Annotated in this window: 24 protein-coding genes; 8 read left to right on the forward strand and 16 right to left on the reverse strand. The window is 67.3% G+C overall.

Going from position 1 to position 23,396, the window contains the following annotated elements:
• The first annotated feature begins 153 nt into the window (after positions 1-153).
• On the forward strand, positions 154-1,707 hold the full coding sequence (locus AZOLI_RS11675; RefSeq protein WP_014248851.1) for an ATP-binding protein: 1,554 nt from the start codon (positions 154-156) through the stop codon (positions 1,705-1,707).
• 4 nt (positions 1,708-1,711) lie between these two features.
• Here AZOLI_RS11675 and AZOLI_RS11680 read toward each other — a convergent pair whose 3' ends face one another.
• Complete coding sequence (locus AZOLI_RS11680; RefSeq protein WP_044550081.1) at positions 1,712-2,233, reverse strand: substrate-binding domain-containing protein; 522 nt, start codon at positions 2,231-2,233, stop codon at positions 1,712-1,714.
• Positions 2,234-2,426: 193 nt separating this feature from the next.
• Between AZOLI_RS11680 and AZOLI_RS11685 the strand changes: the two genes are divergently transcribed.
• Positions 2,427-3,320 (forward strand): LysR substrate-binding domain-containing protein, encoded by an 894-nt coding sequence (locus tag AZOLI_RS11685; protein WP_044550835.1) that lies wholly within the window; start codon positions 2,427-2,429, stop codon positions 3,318-3,320.
• Between the two features lie 21 nt (positions 3,321-3,341).
• Here the strand turns inward: AZOLI_RS11685 and AZOLI_RS11690 are convergent, their stop codons facing one another.
• The 7 genes from AZOLI_RS11690 to groES form a co-directional block, all read right to left on the reverse strand.
• Positions 3,342-4,352, reverse strand: coding sequence for a zinc-binding alcohol dehydrogenase family protein (locus AZOLI_RS11690; protein WP_044550838.1), 1,011 nt, complete (start codon positions 4,350-4,352; stop codon positions 3,342-3,344).
• Between the two features lie 170 nt (positions 4,353-4,522).
• Positions 4,523-5,674 (reverse strand): hypothetical protein, encoded by a 1,152-nt coding sequence (locus AZOLI_RS11695; protein WP_014248854.1) that lies wholly within the window; start codon positions 5,672-5,674, stop codon positions 4,523-4,525.
• A gap of 156 nt (positions 5,675-5,830) precedes the next feature.
• Positions 5,831-6,535, reverse strand: a complete 705-nt coding sequence (locus tag AZOLI_RS11700; protein ID WP_014248855.1) for a response regulator transcription factor — start codon at positions 6,533-6,535, stop codon at positions 5,831-5,833.
• Between the two features lie 397 nt (positions 6,536-6,932).
• Positions 6,933-7,850, reverse strand: a complete 918-nt coding sequence (locus AZOLI_RS11705; protein WP_014248856.1) for a DMT family transporter — start codon at positions 7,848-7,850, stop codon at positions 6,933-6,935.
• 14 nt (positions 7,851-7,864) lie between these two features.
• Positions 7,865-8,206, reverse strand: a complete 342-nt coding sequence (locus AZOLI_RS11710; protein WP_014248857.1) for a hypothetical protein — start codon at positions 8,204-8,206, stop codon at positions 7,865-7,867.
• A gap of 265 nt (positions 8,207-8,471) precedes the next feature.
• Positions 8,472-10,115: a chaperonin GroEL gene (groL, locus tag AZOLI_RS11715; protein ID WP_014248859.1), complete on the reverse strand. Its 1,644-nt coding sequence runs from the start codon at positions 10,113-10,115 to the stop codon at positions 8,472-8,474.
• A 49-nt stretch (positions 10,116-10,164) separates the two neighbouring features.
• On the reverse strand, positions 10,165-10,455 hold the full coding sequence (gene groES, locus AZOLI_RS11720) for a co-chaperone GroES (protein WP_014248860.1): 291 nt from the start codon (positions 10,453-10,455) through the stop codon (positions 10,165-10,167).
• A gap of 358 nt (positions 10,456-10,813) precedes the next feature.
• Between groES and AZOLI_RS11725 the strand changes: the two genes are divergently transcribed.
• The 4 genes from AZOLI_RS11725 (at position 10,814) to AZOLI_RS11740 (ending at position 13,290) form a co-directional block, all read left to right on the forward strand.
• A complete protein-coding gene (locus tag AZOLI_RS11725; RefSeq protein WP_014248861.1) occupies positions 10,814-11,077 on the forward strand; it encodes an usg protein in 264 nt (87 codons plus the stop codon).
• Positions 11,078-11,208: 131 nt separating this feature from the next.
• Positions 11,209-11,481: a hypothetical protein gene (locus tag AZOLI_RS11730; RefSeq protein ID WP_014248862.1), complete on the forward strand. Its 273-nt coding sequence runs from the start codon at positions 11,209-11,211 to the stop codon at positions 11,479-11,481.
• 151 nt (positions 11,482-11,632) lie between these two features.
• Positions 11,633-12,115 carry a lysozyme gene (locus AZOLI_RS11735; protein WP_014248863.1) on the forward strand — a complete coding sequence of 161 codons (483 nt, stop codon included), beginning with the start codon at positions 11,633-11,635 and terminating at the stop codon, positions 12,113-12,115.
• Positions 12,116-12,216: 101 nt separating this feature from the next.
• Positions 12,217-13,290 (forward strand): COX15/CtaA family protein, encoded by a 1,074-nt coding sequence (locus AZOLI_RS11740; protein WP_014248864.1) that lies wholly within the window; start codon positions 12,217-12,219, stop codon positions 13,288-13,290.
• Positions 13,291-13,491: 201 nt separating this feature from the next.
• On the opposite strand, the gene AZOLI_RS11745 is transcribed toward AZOLI_RS11740, so the two are convergent.
• The 8 genes from AZOLI_RS11745 to ccoN form a co-directional block, all read right to left on the reverse strand.
• A complete protein-coding gene (locus AZOLI_RS11745; RefSeq protein WP_081505934.1) occupies positions 13,492-14,178 on the reverse strand; it encodes a Crp/Fnr family transcriptional regulator in 687 nt (228 codons plus the stop codon).
• Positions 14,179-14,336: 158 nt separating this feature from the next.
• Positions 14,337-14,537 (reverse strand): cbb3-type cytochrome oxidase assembly protein CcoS, encoded by a 201-nt coding sequence (ccoS, locus tag AZOLI_RS33240; protein ID WP_014248866.1) that lies wholly within the window; start codon positions 14,535-14,537, stop codon positions 14,337-14,339.
• A complete protein-coding gene (locus AZOLI_RS11750; RefSeq protein ID WP_014248867.1) occupies positions 14,443-16,971 on the reverse strand; it encodes a heavy metal translocating P-type ATPase metal-binding domain-containing protein in 2,529 nt (842 codons plus the stop codon). The genes ccoS and AZOLI_RS11750 overlap by 95 nt, the downstream gene beginning before the upstream one ends.
• Positions 16,972-17,029: 58 nt before the next feature.
• Positions 17,030-17,560 (reverse strand): FixH family protein, encoded by a 531-nt coding sequence (locus AZOLI_RS11755; protein WP_014248868.1) that lies wholly within the window; start codon positions 17,558-17,560, stop codon positions 17,030-17,032.
• 231 nt (positions 17,561-17,791) lie between these two features.
• On the reverse strand, positions 17,792-18,682 hold the full coding sequence (ccoP, locus tag AZOLI_RS11760) for a cytochrome-c oxidase, cbb3-type subunit III (protein WP_014248869.1): 891 nt from the start codon (positions 18,680-18,682) through the stop codon (positions 17,792-17,794).
• Between the two features lie 3 nt (positions 18,683-18,685).
• Positions 18,686-18,847 (reverse strand): cbb3-type cytochrome c oxidase subunit 3, encoded by a 162-nt coding sequence (locus tag AZOLI_RS11765; protein ID WP_014248870.1) that lies wholly within the window; start codon positions 18,845-18,847, stop codon positions 18,686-18,688.
• A gap of 15 nt (positions 18,848-18,862) precedes the next feature.
• Complete coding sequence (ccoO, locus tag AZOLI_RS11770; protein ID WP_014248871.1) at positions 18,863-19,603, reverse strand: cytochrome-c oxidase, cbb3-type subunit II; 741 nt, start codon at positions 19,601-19,603, stop codon at positions 18,863-18,865.
• Positions 19,604-19,624: 21 nt separating this feature from the next.
• Complete coding sequence (gene ccoN / locus AZOLI_RS11775; RefSeq protein WP_014248872.1) at positions 19,625-21,121, reverse strand: cytochrome-c oxidase, cbb3-type subunit I; 1,497 nt, start codon at positions 21,119-21,121, stop codon at positions 19,625-19,627.
• Positions 21,122-21,367: 246 nt separating this feature from the next.
• On the opposite strand from ccoN, the gene AZOLI_RS11780 reads away from it, so the two are divergent.
• Positions 21,368-21,916, forward strand: coding sequence for a hypothetical protein (locus tag AZOLI_RS11780; RefSeq protein WP_014248873.1), 549 nt, complete (start codon positions 21,368-21,370; stop codon positions 21,914-21,916).
• Between the two features lie 77 nt (positions 21,917-21,993).
• A complete protein-coding gene (locus AZOLI_RS11785; protein ID WP_014248874.1) occupies positions 21,994-23,205 on the forward strand; it encodes a class I SAM-dependent rRNA methyltransferase in 1,212 nt (403 codons plus the stop codon).
• The last annotated feature ends 191 nt before the right edge of the window (positions 23,206-23,396 follow it).

The raw sequence follows: 23,396 nt of genomic DNA on the forward strand, positions 1-23,396 counted from the left end.
CCGCATCATCATGCGCCCCTAAACATGCCGCGATGGGAACCGGGCGGCGGCCCGGCCGTCCCGAATCGAATCCTCGTATCGCCGCGCCCGCCTGCGCTATAGGAAGGCCCCGCCGGTTTCGAAGGCGGTTCGGGTGAGTAGGAGGCGAGCGGGATGAAGGTCGGCATCGACATGGGGGCGACGAACGCGGGCAGCGCCGCGACGCTCGACCTGGAGGAGCTGCTGGCGACCCGTCTGCTGGTGCAGGGCAATTCCGGCTCCGGCAAGTCGCACCTGCTGCGCCGGCTGATCGAACAAAGCGCCCAATGGGTGCAGCAGGCGGTGATCGACCCGGAGGGCGACTTCGTCACCCTGGCCGAACGTTTCGGCCATGTGGTGGTGGAAGCCGACGAACACAGCGAGGCCGCCCTGCAATCGGTGGCCGCCCGCGTGCGCCAGCACCGGGTTTCCGTCGTCCTGAATCTGGAAGGGCTGGACGCGGAAATGCAGATGCGCCACGCCGCCGCCTTCCTGGGCGGGCTGTTCGATGCCGACCGCGATTTCTGGTATCCGATGCTGGTGGTGGTGGACGAGGCGCAGTTGTTCGCCCCCTCCGCCGCCGGCGAGGTGTCCGACGAGGCGCGCAAGGTCTCGCTCGGCGCCATGACCAACCTGATGTGCCGCGGGCGCAAGCGCGGGCTGGCCGGGGTGATCGCCACCCAGCGTCTGGCGAAGCTGGCGAAGAATGTCGCGGCCGAGGCGTCCAACTTCCTGATGGGCCGCACCTTCCTCGACATCGACATGGCGCGCGCCGCCGACCTGTTGGGCATGGAGCGCCGGCAGGCGGAGATGTTCCGCGACCTTGAGCGCGGGCATTTCATCGCGCTCGGCCCCGCACTCTCGCGCCGGCCGCTGCCGCTGCGCATCGGCGCGGTGGAGACCCAAGGCCGCACCGGCAGTCCGAAGCTGATGCCGCCGCCCGCCACCCCGGTGGAGGATGCCCGCGACCTGATCTTCACCACAACCGAGCCGGAACCGCCGCGCTATGTGCGCCGCCCCTCGACCTCGGCCAGCGCCGACCTGATGGCGCAGCTGGCGCGCGGCCGCCCCGCCGCCCCGCCGCCGTCCCTCGGCGAAACCGAGGCCGAACAGCCCGCCCTGCTGCCGTTGGAGCCGGTGGAAACCCCCGAACAGGCCGCCGAGCGTGAGGCCCAGTACGAGGCGGTGCTGGCCGAGGTGCTGGCCGACCCGGAGGCGCCCTACCGCTCGCTGGCGGTACTGTACCAGGATTTCCTGGTGCGTTGCCGGGGCCGCGGGGTGGATGGCGACCGGCTGGCCCTTCCCGCCTTCCGCCGCCGTCTGGCCACCGCCCGCGCCGGGGCCGGCAGCGGCGACGATCCCGCCTGGCAGCGCGCGACGGAGGTCGCCGCCACCCTGGCGGAGGACATCCAACCTGTCTTCCTGCTGTTGGCCCGCGCCGCCCTGGACCATGCACCCTGCCCGTCGGACGCCGACGTGGCGCGGGCCTGCGGCAGCCGGTCGAAGGGGCGCGGACGCCGCCTGCTGACCTACATGGAACAGCGCGGCTTCATCGCCAGCCGCAGCGGCCTGGGCAACACCCGCGCCATCAGCCTGCCGGCGCTGGGCTGGGAAACCGCGCTGGGCGACCCCAATGCAGACGAAACGGCCGATGCCGCCGACGAGGGCGGACTGTTCGCGGCGGGGTGAGCCGTCAGCTCCCCGCGGATGGTGCGCTCACCGGTTTGCCGGTCTGACCCCAGCTGGTGACGAAGTCGTTGACGCCGGGCACCGCCATCATGTGGGAGTCCTTGACGTAGACGAAGCGCTTCGGCCCGAAGACGTATTCGGTCAGCGTGATGCCGGCGGTGCGGCAGCGCTGGTATTCGGCCGCACCGATCGGCCGGTCGGAGGCCACCATGTCGGGATGGTCCAGCCCGACCCCGCCGCAGAAGGCACGAAAGCCGGCGGCGGTGCCGCGGGCATCCAGGCGCGGCCTGGTGTCGGGGCCGCCGTCATATTTGGCCGCCGCCTGATCGATGGCGCCGCGCAGGGCCGGGCTGCCGACGATCCAGATGCCGCGGGCCTCGGGCGGCGGCTTGGGCACTGCCGGCGGCGGAAGCGCGGCGGTCTGTTGCGGCGGCGGCATCTGGCCCGGCATCTGGCAGCCGGCGAGCAACGCCGCAGCGGCAAATGCGAGGGCCAAACTGCGGGCCGGCGCGGAATAACGGGTCATCGGACGTCTCTCTCCTCAGGATCGTCAGGCATCCGGGCGGCGTGGCCCGGAGGGCTGACAATGAGAACGCCCCCGCCCCGCTTCAACGGCCCGGACGCCGCTTGTCCCACAAGCTGCCCCGATGCGCCGCTCGCCATCCATGAGCAATTACGATAGGATGAGCCTCACCCATGACCATCCGGAATATATCCTCATGTCCCTGACCGACCTGGAAATCGACGCGCTGCGCGCCTTCGTCACCGTGGCGGAGGCCGGCGGCTTCACCGCGGCGGCCGAACGGCTGGGCCGGACGCAGTCGGCGATCAGCGTCAAGATCAAGAAGCTGGAGGATACCCTGGGCCGCCGGGTGTTCGAGCGCACCAGCCGGTCGCTGGCGCTGACCCATGACGGCGAATTGCTGATGGGCTATGCCCGCCGCCTGCTGGACCTGAACGACGAGACAGTGCGCCGCTTCGCCGAACCGGCGGCGGAGGGCGAATTGCGGCTGGGCGTGGCCGAATATTTCCTGTCCGACCATCTGCCCCATGTGCTGCGCCGCTTCGCCAAGCTGCACCCGCGCCTGCACATCGACGTGCGGGTGGGCCTGTGCGGTGAATTGGTCTCGGCACTGGATTCGGGTGAGCTGGACCTCGTCATCTCCCGCCGCGATGCGGGCGACAACCGGGGACGCGGCATCTGGACCGAACCGATGCGCTGGGTCGCAGCCCCCGGGTTGGAGATCCCGGCCGACGGCCCCCTGCCCTTCTGCGCCCTGCCGGCACCTTGCGTCTTCCGCAACCGAGGGCTGGCGGCGCTGGGCGAGGCCGGGCGCCCCTGGCGGGTGGTCTACACCAGCGGCAGCGTCATGGGGGTTCAGGCCGCCGTCCGCGCCGGGCTAGGCGTCGCGGTGCTGAGCGAATCCTCCATACCGGAGGGCGTGCGCCGGCTGGGGGTGGAGGACGGCCTGCCCGAACTGGGCAATGTCGAGATGGCGATCTTCGGCGAGACGCCGCGCAACCGCCGCCTCGCCGAACCGCTGGTCGGCTTCATCCTGGACAGCCTGTCGACCATGTACCCGGCCCGCCCGCCGCTTGCCCTGGCGGGTTGAACGGCGGGGCGAGCCGGCCGGTCAGAAGCCTTCCAGCACCAGTTTGCCGCGGGCCTTGCCCGATTCGATCAGGGCATGGGCCTTGCGCAGGGTGGCGGCGTCGATGCGGCCCAGCGTTCCCGTCAGCGTGGTGCGCAGGGTGCCGGCATCGACCAGACGTGACACCTCGCTCAGCAGCTCATGCTGGGCGACCATATCGTCAGTCTGGAACAGCGGGCGGGTGAACATCAGCTCCCAATGGAGCGAGACGCTCTTGCGCTTCAGCAGGCGGACGTCGATGGGCTCGGGGTCGTCGATCAGGCCGATGCAGCCCTGCGGCGCCACCAGCTCCACCAGATCCTGGAAATGGCGGTCGGTCGCGGTGGTGGAGAAGATGTATTCGACGCCGGACAGCCCCAGCGCCTTCACCTGCTCCGCCATCGGCCGGCTGTGGTCGATCACGTCATGGGCGCCCAACTCGCGCACCCAGTCGGCGGTCTCCTGACGCGACGCGGTGGCCAGCACGCGGACCTTGGTCAACCGGCGGGCCAGCTGGATGGCGATGGAACCGACACCGCCGGCCCCGCCGACGATCAGCAGCGATTTTCCTTCTCCGCCGTCGCGCGGCAGGCCCAGCCGGTGGAACAGCATCTCCCACGCCGTGATGGCGGTCAGCGGCAGGGCGGCGGCTTCCGCGACGCTCAGGCTGGCCGGGCGGGCGCCGACGATGCACTCGTCGACCAGATGGAATTCCGCATTGGTGCCGGGGCGGTCGATGGCGCCCGCATAGAAGACAGCATCGCCGGGACGGAACAGGGTGACATCCGGCCCGACCGCCTCGACCACACCGGCGGCGTCGAAGCCCAGGATGCGCAGATCACCATCGGCGGGAGCGGCGTTGCGGCGCAGCTTGGTGTCGACGGGATTGACGGAAACCGCCTCCACCCGGACCAGCAGGTCGCGGCCGGTTGGGGTCGGACGGTCGATCTCGACGTCGATCAGCGCGTCGGCGTCGGTGACGGGCAGGCACTTGCGGTAACCGATGGCTTTCATGATGGCCTCGCCTTCTGGGATGGAGAAGAAGTCGAAGCGCAGGATGGCCGCGTCCACAGCATATGTTAAATTCATAGTTCTTGTTTCATCCATCCCGATCCGCGATCGATGCCGCCATCGAGCATGGAAACGCCCCGGCGGCCCGCAAGGCCGGCGCCGCTGACGGACACTCAGCCGGCGGAAGGGGAAACGCGGTCGGCGCGGTTTCGCAGGATCAGGATGGTGTGGTCGTCGTCGCGCACGACACCGTCGCGCAGCAGGACGAGGGCCGCCAGGGTGGGATCGACCTTGTGCAGGTCACGGTGGATGAACAGGGCCGGCAACCGGGCGCAGCCGCTGGTGTAGAGGACCACATGATCGCCCGGCCCCCACAGCAGGTGGACCGATGCCGGAGCCAGCGGATTGAAGCCAACCATCGCCCAGCGGGCACCGAGAGCCAGGATCTCCTGCGGACGCACCATCGCGCCGGCCAGGGTGCCGAGCGCCGTGTAATCGACCGCCTTGCCGTCGAACCGCAGGATCGCCAGGGCGGACCGGCCGATCTGCTTCAGGACCGGATCGTGGGACAGCCCCAACTCGGGCCGAGCCCTCAGATCGCGCCGGATGGCGTTGACCACCACGGGAGCGGGCAGGTCGGGCACCGTCGCGGCGACCACCGTCTCGACCTGCGCGATCACCTCCGGCGTCATTCTGGTGATCGGCCCGGACCGCGCGTCCTCACCGCCACCACCGCCCGCCTGATCCGCCGCCTGATCATCCGGCTCGGTTTCGCCGTCGATCATCAGCGCGATTCCGCAGGGACCGTCCGGTCCGCGGGCAGGAGAGCAGCGGACGAACCAATGGTCGATGAAGGGCTCGCGCCGGACGGCTGCGCCATCCTGCCGTTCGACCATCACCGATCCGGCCTCCGCCATCGCGTCGGCAGACGGAGAATCATCGGCACCGGGGCGCAGCACGCGGACCAGCAGCGCCGACCCGATGCCCGGCGTGGCATGGATGTGGAAACGGTCGGCCAACCGCCGCGCAGCCTCCAGATCGCCGCCGAGCCCCAGGGCAACGTCCGGCGGCAGTTCGGTCGTTGCAGGATCGCGGTCGTACGCCAGGCACTCGACGCCGGCTCCTGACCGCATACGGGCGATCAGCAGCGTCCCATCGGGACGGCCCAGCGCATATCCGGACAGCGCCGCCACAAGGCTGTCCAACCGGGCGGCCTCTTCGGCAGCCAGCACGCCATCGGCCCGCTCCGCCGCGATCCGTCGCGCCGTGGCGATATCGTCGGGCGACGCCACGGAAATGCGACGGTGACCATGGTCGGGGAACATCGGACCGCTCCTGTCGGCGTTCTGGTTGCTCTTCTCCAGAACTTTACAATCCTCTGCCCGCCGATCCCAACGAGAAGGACCGGGTCGGCACCGATTTTCGACGCTTCGGTCCCGGCGACGTCACTCCACCCCGGAAAGCCACTCCCGGATCGGCCGTCAGGACGCGATAGCTTCCATCATCGCCGGCTGGCGGATGGGCAGCGCACGCGGCAGGTCGCGGCTGCGCAGCATCTCCGCCGCTTCCCACAAGCGGCCCAGCCCGACGATGGACCGGCAGCCGGTCTTCTCCATGATGCGGGCGCGGTGGACCTCCACCGTCTTGATGCTGATGCCCAACTCCCAGGCGATGGTCTTGCTCTGCTTGCCTTCTACGATCAGTTCCAGCACCTCCGACTCGCGGCGGCTCAGCAGGGTGAGGCGGCGGACGGCGTCGCGGCTGCGGTCACGCTGCTCGGCATGGGGGGTGCCGGACGCAAGGCAGGCGCGCAGCCGATCCAGGAAGGCCGGGACGGCGAAGGGCCGGGCGATGCAGTCGGACGCCCCGGCCTTCATCGCGGCCACGGCGGCGTCGACGTCGCCCTGTTCGGTGACGACCAGAACCGGCAGGTCATGGCCATGCAGCGAGGCCTCGGCCATGAACTCGATGGCGGTCATGTCCGGCAGGTCGCTGCGCACGACGATGCAGGAGGAGGCGGTGCCCAGCACGGCCAGCGCGTCGGCGCCGGTGCTGTGGACGCGGCAGGCGATGCCGACGGCCCCCAGTGCCCGCGAGAGCGTGCTGCGCGACAGCAGGTCGCCGTCGACGATGTGGATGAGGCAGGCGGTATTGACGGAAACCGGCACAGGCATTTGCAGGGGCATCTTGGGACCTCCACCACAGCGGACCGGCGGACAGCGCCGGCTCCTCATGGCGACCGATCCATCTGCGAACCGCCGCCATGACCTGCATTTTAGCGGTCATCCCTTATTGACCGCCGCTGGCGCGAAGGATAGCGGGTGTGTCTAAAAGGATATCGGGGATAGTATACGCGCGAACATCCACTCAATTCGTCCAATCGGCGCGCTATCCCACCACACACCGCAAAACCAATTGGCGAGCTTCAAGAATATCCTCAACACAATTCAGGCAATCCGAATAGTCGATTGAAGAAAACCGCCTGACCGACGCCGCCCTGCGAGCGATAATAACTCTCAAACAACATCACTTCAACATGGGATGAGGAAAGTTACCCTCCTCTGGAAATAATCCGGAAATCCGTCAGACGCGGCGGCGGGTCGCCAGGACGATGCCGGCGGCGATCAGGGCAATGCCGATCCCGTGATAGAGATGCGGCTGCTCGCCCAGGAACAGAATGGCCAGCAGGCTGCCGAAGACGGGCACCAGGTGGATGGCGAGGCCCGCCGTGTTGGGGCCGAGCAGTTCCACCGCCCGGTTGAAACAGAGATAGGCGGCGATGGACGGGAACAGCACGGTATAGCCGACCGCCAGCAGCGTGATGCCGCTCGCCTGCACCGGATGCCCGCTCAGGCTTTCCCAGATATAGAAGGGCAGCAATTCCACCGCACCGATGGCGAAGGTGACGACGATGAAGCTCAGGCCATGGATCGGCGGCCGGCGGCGCAGCAGCGTGGTGTAGGCGGCATAGATCACCACCGCCGCCAGCATCCAGACATCGCCCGCGTTCAACTCCAGCCCCAGCAGCGTCGCGGGATCGCCGTGGGAGATCAGCGTCATCGCGCCGACCAGCGACACGACGATTCCCACCCCCTGCATCGCCCCGATCCGGTCGCGGAACAGGACGAGGCTCATCAGGACGATCATCACGGGCATCGACGACTGCAGCATCACGCAGTTCAGCGCGGTCGTCGTGTTCAGCGCGATGTATTGGAAGGTGTTGTAGATGCCGATGCCCAGCGTGCCCAGCAGCAGCACACTCTTCCACCGCGCCAGGATCGGCGTGATGTCGTGGCGCAGATGCGGCCAGGCGAAGGGCAGCACGATCAGCATGCCCAGGCACCAGCGCCAGAAGGCCAGCCCGATGGGCGGCACGGCCCCGGCGACCGCACGCCCCAGGACCGCGTTGCCTGCCCAGAACAGCGGCGGCAGCAGCATCAGCAGCCAGGCCTGATCGGCGAGACGGGATCCTTTGACGGGAGCGGTGCGGTCGGCTGGCATCGCGCTGTCCGTCCTCAGCTGCGGCGGCGGGGCGAGGCGAAGACGCTGGATGCGGACAACGCGGCGCTGCGGTCGCCGCCGTCTTCGGCGCGGAAGACGCTGGGGCGCGATTCGCGGCGGGGGGGACGCGGCGCGTCCTCACGACCTTCGCGGCCCTCGCGGGGCGGCTTGGCAGGCTGGCGCAGTTCGGCGTCGAGTTCGGCGATGCGCTTGACCAGCGCTTCACGGATGGCGGGGGCCGCGTGGGCTTTCAGCGTCGCCAGCTGCTCCTTGAGCTGAACCAGCTGGCGCTGCTTCTGCTCGCGGGTGCGCTTGATGGCGACGTTGTCGGAATGCTGGCCCTCGAAGGAGCGCATGGAACAGGCCCTCGTTGAAAAATACGGAAGTCAAAGGCCGGCACCCCGCGTTTGGGGGGCCGGCGAGAGGGGCGGATTATTGGGAGGCGCCCGCGCCAAAGCAAGGCGGACTTCGCCTTGACATTTCAGGATGGCGGGGGGTGGCTGCAACCTGCCCACGTACACCCGGAGTATCCCCGGCCCGAAAAGAAAAAGGACGCCCCCTTGCGGAGGCGCCCCTTTCCGAACCGTGGAACGGTCGGCAGATAGACGGACTGCGGGCCGATCAGAAGCCCATGTCGTCCATGCCGCCCATGCCGCCCGGCATGCCGCCCGGAGCAGCCTTCTTCTCCGGCTTCTCGGCGATCATCGCCTCGGTGGTGATCAGCAGGCCGGCGATCGAGGCCGCATCCTGCAGGGCGGTGCGGACCACCTTCACCGGGTCGATGATGCCGGCGGCGACCAGATCGGTGAACTCACCCTTCTGGGCGTCGTAGCCGAAGTTGGCGTCGTTCTGGTCCAGCAGCTTGCCGACGACGATGGAACCGTCGGTGCCGGCGTTGTAGGCGATCTGACGGACCGGGGCCTGCAGGGCGCGGCGGATGATGTCGATGCCGACGCGCTGCTCGTCGTTGACCGGGACCAGCTTGTCCAGCGCCTTGCCGGCGTACAGCAGGGCCGAACCGCCACCGGCGACCACGCCCTCTTCCACCGCGGCGCGGGTGGCGTGCATGGCGTCGTCAACGCGATCCTTGCGCTCCTTCACCTCGACCTCGGTCGCACCGCCGACGCGGATGACCGCGACGCCGCCGGCCAGCTTGGCCAGACGCTCCTGCAGCTTCTCGCGGTCGTAGTCCGAGGTGGTCTCCTCGGCCTGGGCGCGGATCTGGCCGCAACGGGCTTCGATGTCGGCCTTCTCGCCGGCGCCGTCGACGATCGTGGTGGTCTCCTTGGAGATCACGACCTTCTTGGCGGTGCCCAGCATGTCGAGGGTGACGTTCTCGAGCTTGATGCCGAGGTCTTCGCTGATGACCTGGCCGCCGGTCAGGATGGCCATGTCCTCCAGCATCGCCTTGCGGCGATCACCGAAGCCCGGGGCCTTCACGGCGGCGATCTTCAGGCCGCCGCGCAGCTTGTTGACGACCAGGGTGGCCAGGGCCTCGCCCTCGATGTCCTCGGCGATGATCAGCAGCGGACGCGACGACTGAACGACGGCCTCGAGGACCGGCAGCAGGGGCTGGAGGCCCGACAGCTTCTTCTCGTGCAGCAGGATGAACGGGTTTTCGAGGTCCGCGATCATCTTGTCGGCGTTGGTGATGAAGTACGGCGACAGGTAGCCGCGGTCGAACTGCATGCCCTCGACGACGTCCAGCTCGGTGTCCAGGCTCTTGGCCTCTTCCACCGTGATGACGCCTTCGTTGCCGACGCGCTCCATCGCCTGGGCGATCATCTTGCCGATTTCGGCTTCGCCGTTGGCGGAGATGGTGCCGACCTGGGCGATCTCGTCGTTGGTCGTGACCTTCTTGGCGCGAGCCTGGATGTCGGCGACGACGGCGGCGACGGCGATGTCGATGCCGCGCTTCAGGTCCATCGGGTTCAGGCCGGCGGCGACCTTGGTCACGCCTTCGCGGACGATGGCCTGGGCCAGGACGGTGGCGGTGGTGGTGCCGTCACCGGCCAGATCGTTGGTCTTCGAGGCGACCTCGCGGACCATCTGGGCGCCCATGTTCTCGAACTTGTCCGAAAGTTCGATTTCCTTGGCGACCGACACACCGTCCTTGGTGATGCGCGGAGCGCCGAAGGACTTCTCGATCACGACGTTGCGGCCCTTCGGACCCAGCGTGACCTTCACGGCGTCGGCGAGGATGTCAACGCCACGCAGCAGCTTCTCGCGCGCGGTGGGGCCGAACTTGACGTCTTTGGCAGCCATGTCTCAATTCCTTGTTACTAGTAAATTTCGAAGGATACGGGCGGAGGACTTAGGCCTCGATGACGCCCATGATGTCCGATTCCTTCATGATCAGGTAATCGACGCCTTCGATCTTCACTTCCGTGCCCGACCACTTGCCGAACAGGATACGGTCGCCGGCCTTGACGTCCAGCGCCACGACCTTGCCGGCCTCGTCACGGGCGCCGGGGCCGACGGCGATGATCTCGCCTTCCTGCGGCTTTTCCTTGGCCGTGTCGGGGATGATGATCCCACCCTTGGTCTTGGTGTCGGACTCCAGACGCTTGACGACGACGCGGTCGTGCAGCGGGCGGAACTTCATGGAATGCCTCCTTGGATCAAGGCTTGGTTCTGACTGACGTGAATTGGCGCGGGCGGCGGCTGTTAGCACTCCCACCCGGCGAGTGCCAGACAGCTAATCGAAGCAGTTTGGGGATTCAAGAGGCTCGTTTCGGAATTTGCCGCGAATGCCGGCAGCACTCACGGGTCAATGCTGCTAACACATTGATTAGAAATCAATTTCCGTGTTGCGGCTGAACTCGCGGCCGGGCAAGATTTCTTCAAAGGGTAACGCAAGCACCCGACCTTCCCGGTGCCGGCGCAGCGCCGCCGGGTTCGCATCGGAGGAACCGGACACCGCACAGCCCCGACCGATCAGCCGACCGCATGGGAGACCGCGCATGGCCAATCTCATCCTTCAGCTCCGCGATTTCCGCCTGACCACGGCCGAGATCCTCTATCACATGCCGGACCATCCCGGCCTTCTGCAGAGCTACCTGTGGCAGGATCTGGATCGGGCGCCGGAATATCCCGTGCTGCGCCGCTTTCTCGATTTCTGGCAGCGCAATCTCGACGGCAAGCTGCATTCGGTCCGGCTGGCGAGCCAGACCCTGATCACTCCCGGCGAGTTGCGCCATGCCGCCGCGGATTTCCATATTCACTGACGCCCTTCCGGCTTCCTGCATCACCACAGACGTTACGCCCTCGGCGCCCCTGTGATTGCCGTCACAGCGCCCGCCCTCCCGGATAGCTAAAATTTTAGCGAATTCCGGCGGTGGAGATTGCGGAGGGCGCGATGATGGCGGAGCGCAGGACAAAGTCCTGGAACGAAGGCTGGAGTGATCGTGATGCAGGCGGCGGCCTGTCCGGCGAGGTGGCCGACGAGGCGGCAGACGGCACCGACCCCCATCCGGCCGTCGGACAGCCGACTTGCAGGCCTTCGAGTTGGCAGGATCGCGAGGGCAGGCTGGTGGAGGCGCTGCTGGAATGCACGACCATCGCCGGACTGTTCGCGCTCCTGTTCGCCCTGTTCGTGTTGTTCGGCGCAGCGCATACCCTGGCCCCCTGAATCTCACACCTCCTGAATCTCACACCTCGCAACCTGGCTGATTGCGACAGTTTGAAATCTATCCTTCCCGGCTCGCGGGTGTATCGCCTAGGATCGCCCCCATTAAGGGCGGATTAAGTCCGCCTGACTCGCGAAGCGGGAGTTTCCAGTCATGACCACCAAGCCGGTCTGCCAAGCCGCGGTCGACCTCGTGAAGCATTTCGAAGGTCTGTATCTCGAAGCCTATCTCTGCCCGGCGGGCGTTCCCACCATCGGCTACGGCCACACGGCCGGCGTGAAGATGGGCCAGACCATCACCGCCGATCAGGCCGACAGCTTCCTCGCCTCCGACCTGACGGAGGCCGCCGGCCATGTGGACGCGCTGGTGACGGTGCCGCTCAACGACGACCAGCGCGGCGCCCTGTCCTCCTTCGTCTTCAACCTGGGGGCCGGCAGCCTGCAAAGCTCGACCCTGCTGAAGCTGCTGAACGCCCGCGACTATGACGAGGCCGCAGGCCAGTTCGGCCGCTGGGTCTATGCCACGGTGAACGGCAAGAAGACCCAATTGCCGGGCCTCGTCGCCCGCCGGGCGGCCGAGACGGCGCTGTTCCAGGGCCAGACCGCCCAGGCCCAGGGCGGCATCGGCACGGCCTGAGCGGACACCGCCCGCCCCAAACAGGACAAGTGGCGTTTGACGGAGCAGGATGTTCGCACCACATTGGCGAACATCCCACCGCCGTGCTCCGGATTACCGCCGTGACCGCCATTGCCTCCGACAGCCTCGCCTCCTCCGCCCGCCCCAATCCGAATCGGCCGATTGCCGTCTGGCTTCTGGTCTGCGCCGCCATGGTGCTGGCCATGGCCGTGATCGGCGCCATCACCCGGCTGACCGAATCCGGCCTGTCGATGGTGGAATGGAAACCGTTGATCGGCATCCTGCCGCCCTTGTCGGAGGCGGAGTGGAACCGGGTCTTCGACCTCTACAAGCAGACGCCAGAGTTCCGCATCTACAACAGCCACATGGATCTGGCGGGGTTCCAGTCGATCTTCTGGTGGGAGTGGTTCCACCGGCTGTGGGGCCAGTTGATCGGCTTCGTCTTCCTCATCCCCTTCCTGCGCTTCTGGATGCAGGGCCGCATCTCGCCCGAACTGTGGCCGAAACTGATGGGCCTGTTCCTACTGGGCGGGCTGCAGGGCGGCATCGGCTGGTTCATGGTGAAGAGCGGGCTGGTCGATGCGCCGAACGTCAGCCATTACCGGCTGGCCCTGCATCTCGGCACCGCGATCCTGATCTACGCCTTGCTTCTGCGCACTGCGCTGGGGCTGCTCGACCCGCTGCCGCTGGCGGGGTGGCGTCCGGAGGCTGCCGGCCTGCGCCGCCTTGCCGGCTGGGCGCTTGGGCTGGTCGCCGTCACCATCGTCTGGGGCGCCTTCGTTGCCGGGTCGGACGCCGGCCTCGCCTACAACACCTTCCCGCTGATGGCCGGCCACTGGATTCCGCCGGAGGTGAACACCCTGACCCCCTGGTGGGTCAATCCGTTCGAGAACACCGCGGCGATCCAGCTCATCCACCGCACACTGGCGATCCTGACCGGCGTCGTGGTCCTGGTGCTGTCCGCCCGCGTCTTGAACGCCCGCCTGCCCGGCCGCGCCGGCCGCGCAGCATTGGCGTCGGCCGCCATGATCCTGCTGCAGATCGCGCTGGGCATCGTCACGCTGCTGACCGTGGTGTGGCTCCCGGTCGCCGCCGCCCATCAGGCGGGCGCCATCCTGGTGGTGTCGATGCTGGTGTGGCTGCAGTTCGAACTGCGGCCGGTGCGGGGGGAGTAACGCGCGCTGTAGTCTTGCCGGACTGCGGGTATGTCCGGCAAGATTTACACGGATTACACGGATTTAGACACGGATTACACGGATTTTTTTATGGCTTGCCAGAGCAGATGCCCTTCGGCAAGCCGTGGCTCCCCGGAAGAACATCCGTGAAATCCGTGGAAGAATTGCCGAGCACGCCCGCACCCGGCAAAAGCGCGAAGGTCACGCCCCTTCGGCCAGATCGTACATCGCATCGATGTCCGCGATCAGGACCTTGTTGCCTTCCTGCAACGAGATCACGCCCGCAGTCTTCAACTGGGTGAAGGTGCGGCTGACCGTCTCGGTGGTCAGGCCCAGATAGTCGGCGATGTCGGCGCGGCTCATCGGCACGAAGACCGGGTTTTCCTTGTGGCCGCGGCGGGCGGCCCGCTGCGACAGCATCAGCAGGAAGGAGCAGATCTTCTCCTTCGCCGTCTTGCGGCCCAGCAGGAGCATCTGGTCCTGCGCGGCGGCCAGCTCGTTCGACGCCATGGAGAACAGGCGCCGCTGCATCTTGGGGAATTCCTCCAGCAGCGCGTCGATCTTCTTGCGCGGGAAGCGGCAGAGCGAGGCGCTGGTGACGGTCTCCGCGGTATAGGCATAGCTGTCGTTGACGGCCAGCCCCAGGAAGTCGCCGGTCACCAGGAAGCCGGTGATCTGGCGGCGCCCGTCCGGCAGCAGCTTGTACAGCTTCACCGTACCGGAGGTGACGTTGTAGAGCGCGTCGGCCGCGTCGCCTTCGGCGAACAGGGTGTGGCCGGCATCCATGCGCACATTCTGCAGAATATCGGCAAGGCGGCGCAGCTCCTCCGGTTCCAGCGCGGCGCAAACCGTCAGGCTGCGCACGGGACAGGCCCCGCAGGGATTCATTTCCGTCGCAGCGCTCTTTTCCCGAGCGCGAACACTATCAAAAGGTGGCATGGACGAACCCAGCCTTTCATTCCGCATGGGCTCATATTGGTGGCAATCGTCGAGAATCGCAACCTCGCACGCATACAACCTTTCCTTTGCCCATACGGGCTTTGGCACTATTGCCTCCGGACGGCCTCCGGGGCGGCCGGATCGGTCCCCGGCCGGGAGGCCGCCGGCAGGTCGTCGTCGAACAGGACGCGGTGCGCCGCGCCGTCGAGATCGTCAAACTGGCCGGACTTCAGCGCCCACAGAAAGGCCGTCAGCCCCAGACCGCCCAGGCTGAGCGCGATCGCGATCAGATAGAGAAGCTCGTCCATCACCCGAATCCTTACCCGGCAGATCCCGCCCAGCCATATCCTGGACGGGAATATCCTTGACGACGGCACCGCGGGCCAGCCGCAGCGCGTTGAGAATGACGATCAGCGACGACGACGACATGGCGAGCGCCGCCAGCAGCGGCGTCAGCATTCCGCCCATCGCGAGCGGCACGGCGCAGAGGTTATACACCAGCGCGATGCCGAAATTCTGCCGGACCAGACGGCCGGACCGGCGGGCGACCTCCACCGTCTCGACGATCGGGCGCAGCAGGCGGCCCTGGAACACCACGTCCGCCGCGGTCTGGCTGACATCCACCGCGGTGGATGGCGACATCGACACCGCCGCCGCAGCCAGCGCCGGGGCATCGTTCAGCCCATCGCCCACCATCAGGACGGTGCGTCCCTGGGCTGCCAGCTCGGCCAGCACGGTGGTCTTGTCGGCAGGCGTCTGCTCGGCCCGCCAGTCGGCGATGCCCAGCCGTTCCGCCACCGCCGCCACCGCCCCCTTGCGGTCGCCCGACAGCAGCCGCACCTCCAGCCCGCGCGCCTTCAGCGCCGCCACCACGGCGGCGGCGTCCGGCCGTGGAGCGTCGAGGAACAGGATCCGCCGCGGCTCCTCGCCCGGACGGGCAAGCCACAGCTCCGGACCGGCGGCGTCCTCCGCCTCCAGCGGCGCGCCGGTGAAGCGGCGGCTGCCCAGCCGCACCTCCCCATCCGGGGTCTGCAGCGACAGGCCGGCACCGGCGATCTCGCGCACGCCTGCGGCCACCGGCACCTGCGGCGCGGCGGCGGCGAGCGCGCGGGCCAGCGGATGGCGGCTGGCCGCGGCCAGCGAGGCCGCCAGCGCCAGATCATCCGCCGGCACTCCGTCCAGCTGGGGCACCGGGCGCCCTTCGGTCAGGGTGCCGGTCTTGTCGAACACCACCGTGTCGATGGCGGCGAGTCGTTCCAGCGCGGTCGGGCTCTTCAACAGGGTGCCCTGGCGCATCAGCCGGCCGCTGGCGATCACCTGCACCACCGGCACCGCCAACGCCAGCGCGCAGGGGCAGGTGATGATCAGCACGGCGATGGCGTTCATCAGCGCGTCCTGCCACATCGCCCCGCCCAGCAGCATCCAGGCACCGAAGGTGCTCAAGGCTGCCAGATGCACCACCGGGGCATAGAGCCGCGACACCCGGTCGGCGATGGCGACATATTTGGCGCGGCCCTGTTCGGCCACCTCCATCAGCCGGACGATCTCGGCCAGCAGCGTGCCCTCCCCCACTGCGGTGACGGTCAGGCGCAGCGGCGCGGTCAGGTTCAGCGTTCCGGCGAAGACCTGGTCGCCCGGCCTTGCGGTGCCCGGCACCGTCTCGCCGGTGATCAGGCCGGTGTCGAGGTCGGAGATGCCGTCGGACACCCGCCCGTCCACCGGAATGCGCTCGCCCGCCGCGACCAGGATGGTGGTACCGCTGGTGACCTGTTCCGGCGGCACGACGGTGCTGGTGCCGTCCTCGCGCAGGATGGTGACGGCGTTGGCGCGCAGGCCCAGCAGCTGTTCCGCCGCCGAGCGTGCCCGGCCGCGCGCCCGCTGGTCGAGATAGCGGCCGATCAGCAGGAAGAACAGCAGCATCACCGCGCCGTCGAAATAGGCGTGCTCGCCGCTGTGGATCGTCTCGAACAGGCTCATGCCGGTGGCCAGCAGGACACCGATGGTGATCGGCACGTCCATGTTGGTGCGCCCATGGCGCAGGGCCGACAGCGCCGAGCGCGCGAAGGGACGCAGCGCATAGGCGATGGCCGGCATGCAGATCAGCGCCGAAATCCAGTGCATCAGGTCGCGGGTGGCGGTGCCCATGCCCTGGCTGTGGCCGGCCCAGACCGACACCGACAGCAGCATGACGTTGCCCATGGCGAAGCCCGCCACGGCCATGGCGCGCAGAAGCTCCTTCTCGCCCTTGGCCTGGACGCCGCCCAACCGGTCCGGATCGAAGGGCACGGCGCGATAGCCCAGCTGCGCGACGGTGCCGACCACCGCGTTGGCGTCGGTGGCCTTGGGGTTCCAGCGCACCGTCAGCCGGCGCGTCGTCATGTTCATGCGGGCATGGCCGACGCCCGGCTGGCGGCTGAGCGCCGATTCGATCAGCCAGACGCAGGCCGCGCACTGCATGCCGTCGACCATCAGGTGCAGGCTACGGCTGCCGTCGGACTCCTCGCGCGCATGCGGTTCGTAATCCACCGTCGGGGTGTCGTCGGGGCGCAGCGGGCGCGCGGTGGGATCGACGCTGCGGCGCTCGTAATAGCGTTCCAGCCCCAATCCGCGGACGAGATCGTAGGCGGCGGCGCAGCCGGTGCAGCAGAAGGGGCCGGCCCCGTCGGTGGCGGTCGTGTCGGAGTTGCCGTTGGTGGCGGCTTGCTCGCCCAGTTCCTGTCCGCAATGGAGGCAGACGCTCATCTCACATCACCCCGATGATCCCGGCCCGACGATCGTTGCCGATCGGCCCCTTCCAAGGTCACTGCACCCAGACGCGCTTCTGGTCCTGATAGTCGCCGGTGGCGTGGGTGATGACGAAACGCATGTCCCACTGGCCTTCCAGGTCCAGCTCCACCGGGGCGCCGTACCGGCCCTCGCCCAGATAGGGCAGGGTCAGCGTCCTGTCGTGGCCGACGGTGGTCGGACGGATCATCGACACGGTGACGACGGCATCCTTCAGGACACGGCCCTCCTTGTCGCGGGCGGTGATGGCGACCAGGGCCTTGCGCGGCTCGGTGCTGGTGAATTCCGCCTGCACCTGCCAGCCGCGTTCGGCCTGGGCGCGGGCGCCGGCGAGATCTTTGTTGTAGTTGATGCCCTTGATGAAGTGGTTCTCGGTCTGCACCCCGGTCCAGCTCGACACGGCGAAATGGACCATGATCGCATTCACCGCCAGAACGATCATGAAGAGCCCGACGAAGATCCAGGGGATGTACCATCCCTTCTGGCGCGGCTGCTTCACACGCTTCGGAGCGGCGGAACGGTTTCCGGTGGTCGTGCTGATGGTCATGGTCGCTGGCTGCCCTTCGACTGGTCGGCGGCTTCTGATCGGCAAATCCTGCTGGCCGGTCGGGGCACTATGGCGACCGATTGCCGCAGGTACATTGCGCTGGATCAAATGACAGGAAGTTCACGGAACCGCCAGCCGGCAGGCCGTTTCCCATAGGAAAAAGGCGCCGGGGAGCGAACTCCCCGACGCCCTTCCGGTCGGTTCCGAACTTGTCCCCGGATCGGGATCGGCTTACTTGCCGCCGCCCAGGTTGTGGACGTAGACCGCCAGCGACTTGATCGTCGCATCGTCCAGGCGCTTGGACCAGGCCGGCATCATGCCGGCGCGGCCGTTGGTCACCGTGTCCATCAGCGTGGCCTTGTCGCTGCCATAGAGCCAGTTGGCCTGCTTCAGCGGAGGAGCGCCGATGCCGTCGAGACCGGCGGCGACCGAACCCTGACCCGCGTCGCCATGGCAGGCGGCGCAGTTCTCGTCATAGACGGTCTTGCCCTTGGCGACCTTGCCCGCATCGGCGGTCTTGCCGTTCAGCGACAGCACATAGTCCGTCACCTGATCGATCTGGTCGCGGTTGAGGATGCCGTCCTTGCCGAAGGCGGTCATGCCGACGTTCGGCACGCCACGGGTGTCGCCGTCTTCCGAACGGATGCCGTGCTGGATGGTCTTGTAGATGTCGGCCGAGGAGCCGCCCCACAGCCACACGTCGTCGGCCAGCGTCGGGAAGCCCTTGGCACCCTGGCCGCCGGCGCCGTGGCAGGCGGCGCAGTTCTCGTTGAAGTAGGACCGGCCGCCGGCCATGGCGAAGCCCAGCAGGTCCTTGTCCTTCTGGATTTCGTCGACCGACTTGGCGGCGATGGCGGTCAGGTACTTGGCCTGGCCGGCCTTCGCCTCCGCCATCCTGGTGTCGAGTTCTTCACGCTGCGAATAGCCGAGGATGCCCTTCGTGTAGGTCTTGCCCAGCGGCCAGGCCGGGTAGAACACGTAGTACACCAGCGACCAGGCGATGCAGACGTAGAAGAGGTACAGCCACCACTTGGGCAGCGGGTTGTTCAGTTCGCGCAGTCCATCCCACTCGTGGCCGGTGGTCTCGACGCCGGACAGCTCGTCCTTGTAATTCTGTGCCATGGTCTAAAGCTCCTGACCATCATCCTTGAGCGGGATCTGGGCGGCGTCGTCGAAGGTGCGGCGGTTGCCGGGCCACATGGCGTAAACCAGGATGCCCGTCAGCAGCAGCGTCAACCACACCGTCCAGAAGGACCGAAGCATCACCGTGATCGAATCCAAGTCCATGGATTCCTCCCCCGATTACTGCTGCAGCTGCTTCGGCGACTGGTACTTGGTGAAATCCACCATGGTGCCCAGCACCTGCAGGTAGGCGACCAGAGCGTCCATTTCGGTGACGGTCTTGTTGCCGGTGAAGTTCGCGACCACGGCCTTCGGATAGCGCTTGGCCAGGCCGGCGGTGTCGCCGTCCGGATTCTTCTGCGCTTCCAGGTCGGCCTTGGCGTTGGCGATCTGCTCGTCGGTGTAGGGAACGCCGACGATCTTCAGCGCCTTCAGGTGGTCGGCGATGTCGCCGTAGCTCAGCGGACGGTCCTTCATCCAGGCATAGCCCGGCATGATGGACTCCGGCACGACGGCGCGCGGATCCACCAGATGGGCGACCTGCCAGTCGTTGGAGTATTTGCCGCCGACACGGGCCAGGTCCGGACCCGTGCGCTTGGAGCCCCACTGGAACGGATGGTCGTACATCGACTCCGCAGCCAGCGAGTAGTGCCCATAGCGCTCGACCTCGTCACGGAACGGACGGATCTGCTGGCTGTGGCAGTTGTAGCAGCCTTCACGGTAGTAGATGTTCTGCCCGGCCAGTTCGAGCGGGGAGTAGGGACGGACCCCCTCCACCTTCTCGATGGTCGATTCGATGGTGAAGAGCGGGACGATCTGGACCAGACCGCCGATCGACACGGTGATCAGCACGAGCACGATCAGAAGAAGCGTGTTCCGCTCGATCAGGTCGTGGCTGAATCCCTTTTTTTCCTGAGCCATTTCTCGCATCCTTCCCTAGCGTCAGGCCGCGCCGACCGCCGCCTTGTGCGGGGTGGTGACATAGGGCTTCTCGATGCGGACATCGCCCTTCGCCGTGCGCCACAGGTTGTAGACCATGATGAGAGCACCGGCGACGAACAGGACGCCGCCCATCGCGCGGATCACGTAGAACGGGTGCATCGCCGCGACGGTCTCCACGAAGGAGTACTGCAGGAAGCCCAGGTTGTCGTAGGCGCGCCACATCAGGCCCTGCATGATGCCCGACACCCACATGGCGGTGATGTAGAGCACGATGCCGACGGTGGCGGTCCAGAAGTGGTAGCTGACCAGACGCATGCTGTAGAGCTGCGAGCGCTTCCACAGCACCGGCACGAGATAGTAGATCGCGCCGAAGGAGACGAAGGCGACCCAGCCGAGAGCGCCGGAGTGCACGTGGCCGACGGTCCAGTCGGTGTAGTGCGACAGGGCGTTGACCGGCTTCACCGACATCAGCGGGCCTTCGAAGGTCGACATGCCGTAGAAGGCGACCGAGGTGACCAGGAAACGCAGGACCGGGTCGGTGCGCAGCTTATCCCAGGCGCCCGACAGGGTCATGATGCCGTTGATCATGCCGCCCCAGGACGGCATCCACAGCATGACCGAGAAGGTCATGCCCAGCGTCTGCGCCCAGTCCGGCAGGGAGGTGTAGTGCAGGTGGTGCGGACCGGCCCAGATGTAGAGGAAGATCAGGGTCCAGAAGTGGACGATCGACAGGCGGTAGGAGTAGACCGGCCGCTCGGCGCGCTTGGGCACGAAATAGTACATGATGCCCAGGAAGCCGGCGGTCAGGAAGAAGCCGACCGCGTTGTGGCCGTACCACCACTGCACCATCGCGCTCTGCACGCCCGACACGAAGGTGTAGGACTTCATGCCGAACAGCGACACCGGGACGTTGACGTTGTTGCCGATGTGCAGGATGGCGACGGTCAGGATGAACGCCATGAAGAACCAGTTCGCCACATAGATGTGCGACTCGCGCCGCGTCATCACGGTGCCGATGAACTGGACCGCATAGAGCACCCAGACGACCGTCAGGTACAGGTCGAGGATCCACTCGGGCTCGGCGTATTCCTTGCCCTGGGTGTAGCCCAGGACATAGCTCAGCGCCGCGAGCACGATGAAGACGTTGTAGTTCCAGAAAACGAACTTCGCCAGCCCTTCGCCCCCGAAGAGATGCTGACGGCAAGTCCGTTGAACCGAATAGAGCGAAGTGGCGAACAGCACATTGCCGCCGAACGCGAAAATCACGGCCGAGGTGTGGACGGGGCGCAGGCGCCCGAAGCTCGTCCACTCCAGCCCGAGATTCAGCGCCGGGAAGGCCAGCTGCAGAGCGATGAAGGTGCCGGCCAGGAAACCGACCACGCCCCAGAACACTGCAGCGATCACGAAGAGTCGGATGGCGTCCTCATGGTAACGCACGTCTTCCGACACCCGCTGGCTGCCCAGGGTGGCCCCTGAAGTCAGAGTCGCTGATGTCATACAATCTCTCCCGTTTGCCCCGGGCGGCCGCGAGGCCGCGCCTTCTGGGTTGCACCACCACTGGGTACGTACTGTTAAGGAGCGGGACAGGTTGCACTCGGGAATGCCAAGCGGGACGCCGGGCGCGCCTGTCTCCAATGGCCCCCACTATGTGTATGGGGGGGTTCAACAACATTGATCTACGTCAACGACCCTGGCGGCCCCGCCCTGCCATCGTTCAGTGTCCTTGCAATCGGCCGGACTGAAATGGACGACGGTTTTATCGCGAAACCCCTTGGTCGACGCCAGATCGATCAGGCCTACCCGCTGGTCTGCGCAATCGCGCCGGGCCTGGGGGTCGACCAATGGCGCGCATTTGCCGCAGCGCTGTTGGGCACTGCACCCAAGGGTAGTGGCCCCGGAAGCTCCGGCCCGCCGGCGGAGGCCGGCATCATCACCGTGCAGAACGCCCTGGGCTATATGCACGGCCTGTTTTCCTACAGGGTGGAGCCGAACCTGCGCCACGGCCGGGTGCTGAGCGTCGACAACTTCGTGGTGCTGGACCTGTTCGACCTGGCCGGCATCGCCGAGACTCTGCTGCGGGCGATGGACCTGCTGGCCCGGCGCCTCGGCTGCGCCGCCATCCACACCACGCTGCCCGAGCGCTACCTCGTACGGGACTCCCGGCGCAACCCGATCCCCGACTGTTTCCGCACCGAGGGGCACCGGCAGGAGACGATCCGCTTCAGCAAGGATCTGGCGGTCGTCAACGACAACGCCCCCGCGGTGGCGGGCGGGCTGCACGGGGTGGAGTAGCACCGGGCGGCCGGGCGTTACCCGGGCGATGCAGGGATCCGTTGCGCGGCGGCGATTTGCCGTTAGGATGCCTGCCCATGAGCGACACCGGCACCAAACCCGTCAAGAAATACCCGCCGATCCACCTGCAGGCCGGCCGCCAGCGGCGCGTCATGCAGGGGCATCCCTGGGTCTATTCCAACGAAGTCCAGATGGACACCATCGCCAAGGCGGTCCCGCCCGGCAGCCCGGTGCGGCTTCTGGACCCCGGCGGGACGCCGCTGGGCATCTACACCTTCAATCCGCACACGCTGATCGCCGCGCGGCTGCTGTCGGGCGATCCGGCGACCGTGGTTGATCGCGCCTTCATCGCAGACCGGATGCGCCGCGCGGTCGAGTTGCGCGAGCGGCTGTTCTCCCGTCCCTTCTACCGCGTGGTCCATGCCGAGGCCGACGGTCTGCCCGGCCTGATCGTCGACCGTTTCGACGATGTGGTGACGGTGCAGGCCAACTCCGTCTTCATGGACAACCGGATCGACGACATCCTGGCCGCCATCGAAGAGGTGATGGCCCCGCGCGCGATCATCCTGCGCAACGACGGCAGCCAGCGCGCGCTGGAAGGGCTGACGGAGGAGACCCGGCTGGCCAAGGGCGAGCTCGACGGCCCGATCCGGCTGGAAGAGAACGGCGTGACCTTCTTCGCCAACCCGCTGGACGGCCAGAAGACCGGCTGGTTCTACGACCAGCGCGACAACCGCGCCTTCATCGCCTCGCTCGCCAAGGGCGGCCGGGCCATCGACTTCTACAGCTACAATGGCGGCTTCGGCATCCAGTGCGCGGTGGCCGGCGCCACCCAGGTGGTTGCGGTCGACCGCTCCGCCCTGGCGCTGGAGAACGCCACCCGCGCCGCCGAGGCGAACGGCGTCGCCGAGCGCTTCGAGGCGCGCAAGGCCGACGCCTTCCAGGAGATGGAGCGGCTGGGCGCCGCCGGCGAGACTTTCCAGGTGGTGGTGGCCGACCCGCCGGCCTTCGTGAAATCGAAGAAGGATCTGGGAGCCGGTTGCCGCGCCTACCGCAAGATGGCGCGTCTGGCCGCAAAGATCACCGCGCCCGGCGGCTTTCTGCTCTGCGGGTCGTGCAGCCACAACGTCGATCCGCCGACTTTTGCCGAGCAGGTCGCCCGCGGCCTGCACGACGCCGGCCGCACCGGCCGCATCCTGCGCAGCGCCGGGGCCGGTCCGGACCACCCGGTCCACCCGCACCTGCCGGAGTCGGCCTATCTCAAGGCCATCGTGCTGCAGCTGGATTGAGAGCGTTCAGGCTTCGATTGCCCCCACCCTGACCCTCCCCCGCTGGGCGGGGGAGGGGATAAGCGCTTGATCGGAAGAGCGACGGCAGTCCCTCCCCCGCCCAGCTCCCACACAAAGCTATGCTTTGTGCTGACGCGGCAGGCGGACCGTAGGTCCGCTGAGAGCGGGGGAGGATAGGTGGGTGTCCAACG

This window comes from Azospirillum lipoferum 4B (assembly GCF_000283655.1).
Classification (GTDB): Bacteria; Pseudomonadota; Alphaproteobacteria; order Azospirillales; family Azospirillaceae; genus Azospirillum; species Azospirillum lipoferum_C.

Coding starts and splice junctions, on each gene's coding strand:
- AZOLI_RS11685 (WP_044550835.1), top strand. CDS start 2,427: ATGTCCCTGACCGACCTGGAAATCGACGCGCTGCGCGCCTTCGTCACC.
- AZOLI_RS11700 (WP_014248855.1), bottom strand. CDS start 6,535: ATGCCCCTGCAAATGCCTGTGCCGGTTTCCGTCAATACCGCCTGCCTC.
- AZOLI_RS11745 (WP_081505934.1), bottom strand. CDS start 14,178: ATGAATCCCTGCGGGGCCTGTCCCGTGCGCAGCCTGACGGTTTGCGCC.
- AZOLI_RS11695 (WP_014248854.1), bottom strand. CDS start 5,674: ATGTTCCCCGACCATGGTCACCGTCGCATTTCCGTGGCGTCGCCCGAC.
- ccoS (WP_014248866.1), bottom strand. CDS start 14,537: ATGGACGAGCTTCTCTATCTGATCGCGATCGCGCTCAGCCTGGGCGGT.
- AZOLI_RS11710 (WP_014248857.1), bottom strand. CDS start 8,206: ATGCGCTCCTTCGAGGGCCAGCATTCCGACAACGTCGCCATCAAGCGC.
- ccoP (WP_014248869.1), bottom strand. CDS start 18,682: ATGGCACAGAATTACAAGGACGAGCTGTCCGGCGTCGAGACCACCGGC.
- AZOLI_RS11785 (WP_014248874.1), top strand. CDS start 21,994: ATGAGCGACACCGGCACCAAACCCGTCAAGAAATACCCGCCGATCCAC.
- AZOLI_RS11725 (WP_014248861.1), top strand. CDS start 10,814: ATGGCCAATCTCATCCTTCAGCTCCGCGATTTCCGCCTGACCACGGCC.
- groES (WP_014248860.1), bottom strand. CDS start 10,455: ATGAAGTTCCGCCCGCTGCACGACCGCGTCGTCGTCAAGCGTCTGGAG.
- AZOLI_RS11705 (WP_014248856.1), bottom strand. CDS start 7,850: ATGCCAGCCGACCGCACCGCTCCCGTCAAAGGATCCCGTCTCGCCGAT.
- ccoO (WP_014248871.1), bottom strand. CDS start 19,603: ATGGCTCAGGAAAAAAAGGGATTCAGCCACGACCTGATCGAGCGGAAC.
- AZOLI_RS11755 (WP_014248868.1), bottom strand. CDS start 17,560: ATGACCATCAGCACGACCACCGGAAACCGTTCCGCCGCTCCGAAGCGT.
- AZOLI_RS11680 (WP_044550081.1), bottom strand. CDS start 2,233: ATGACCCGTTATTCCGCGCCGGCCCGCAGTTTGGCCCTCGCATTTGCC.
- ccoN (WP_014248872.1), bottom strand. CDS start 21,121: ATGACATCAGCGACTCTGACTTCAGGGGCCACCCTGGGCAGCCAGCGG.
- AZOLI_RS11750 (WP_014248867.1), bottom strand. CDS start 16,971: ATGAGCGTCTGCCTCCATTGCGGACAGGAACTGGGCGAGCAAGCCGCC.
- groL (WP_014248859.1), bottom strand. CDS start 10,115: ATGGCTGCCAAAGACGTCAAGTTCGGCCCCACCGCGCGCGAGAAGCTG.
- AZOLI_RS11730 (WP_014248862.1), top strand. CDS start 11,209: ATGATGGCGGAGCGCAGGACAAAGTCCTGGAACGAAGGCTGGAGTGAT.
- AZOLI_RS11690 (WP_044550838.1), bottom strand. CDS start 4,352: ATGAAAGCCATCGGTTACCGCAAGTGCCTGCCCGTCACCGACGCCGAC.
- AZOLI_RS11780 (WP_014248873.1), top strand. CDS start 21,368: ATGGACGACGGTTTTATCGCGAAACCCCTTGGTCGACGCCAGATCGAT.
- AZOLI_RS11765 (WP_014248870.1), bottom strand. CDS start 18,847: ATGGACTTGGATTCGATCACGGTGATGCTTCGGTCCTTCTGGACGGTG.
- AZOLI_RS11735 (WP_014248863.1), top strand. CDS start 11,633: ATGACCACCAAGCCGGTCTGCCAAGCCGCGGTCGACCTCGTGAAGCAT.
- AZOLI_RS11675 (WP_014248851.1), top strand. CDS start 154: ATGAAGGTCGGCATCGACATGGGGGCGACGAACGCGGGCAGCGCCGCG.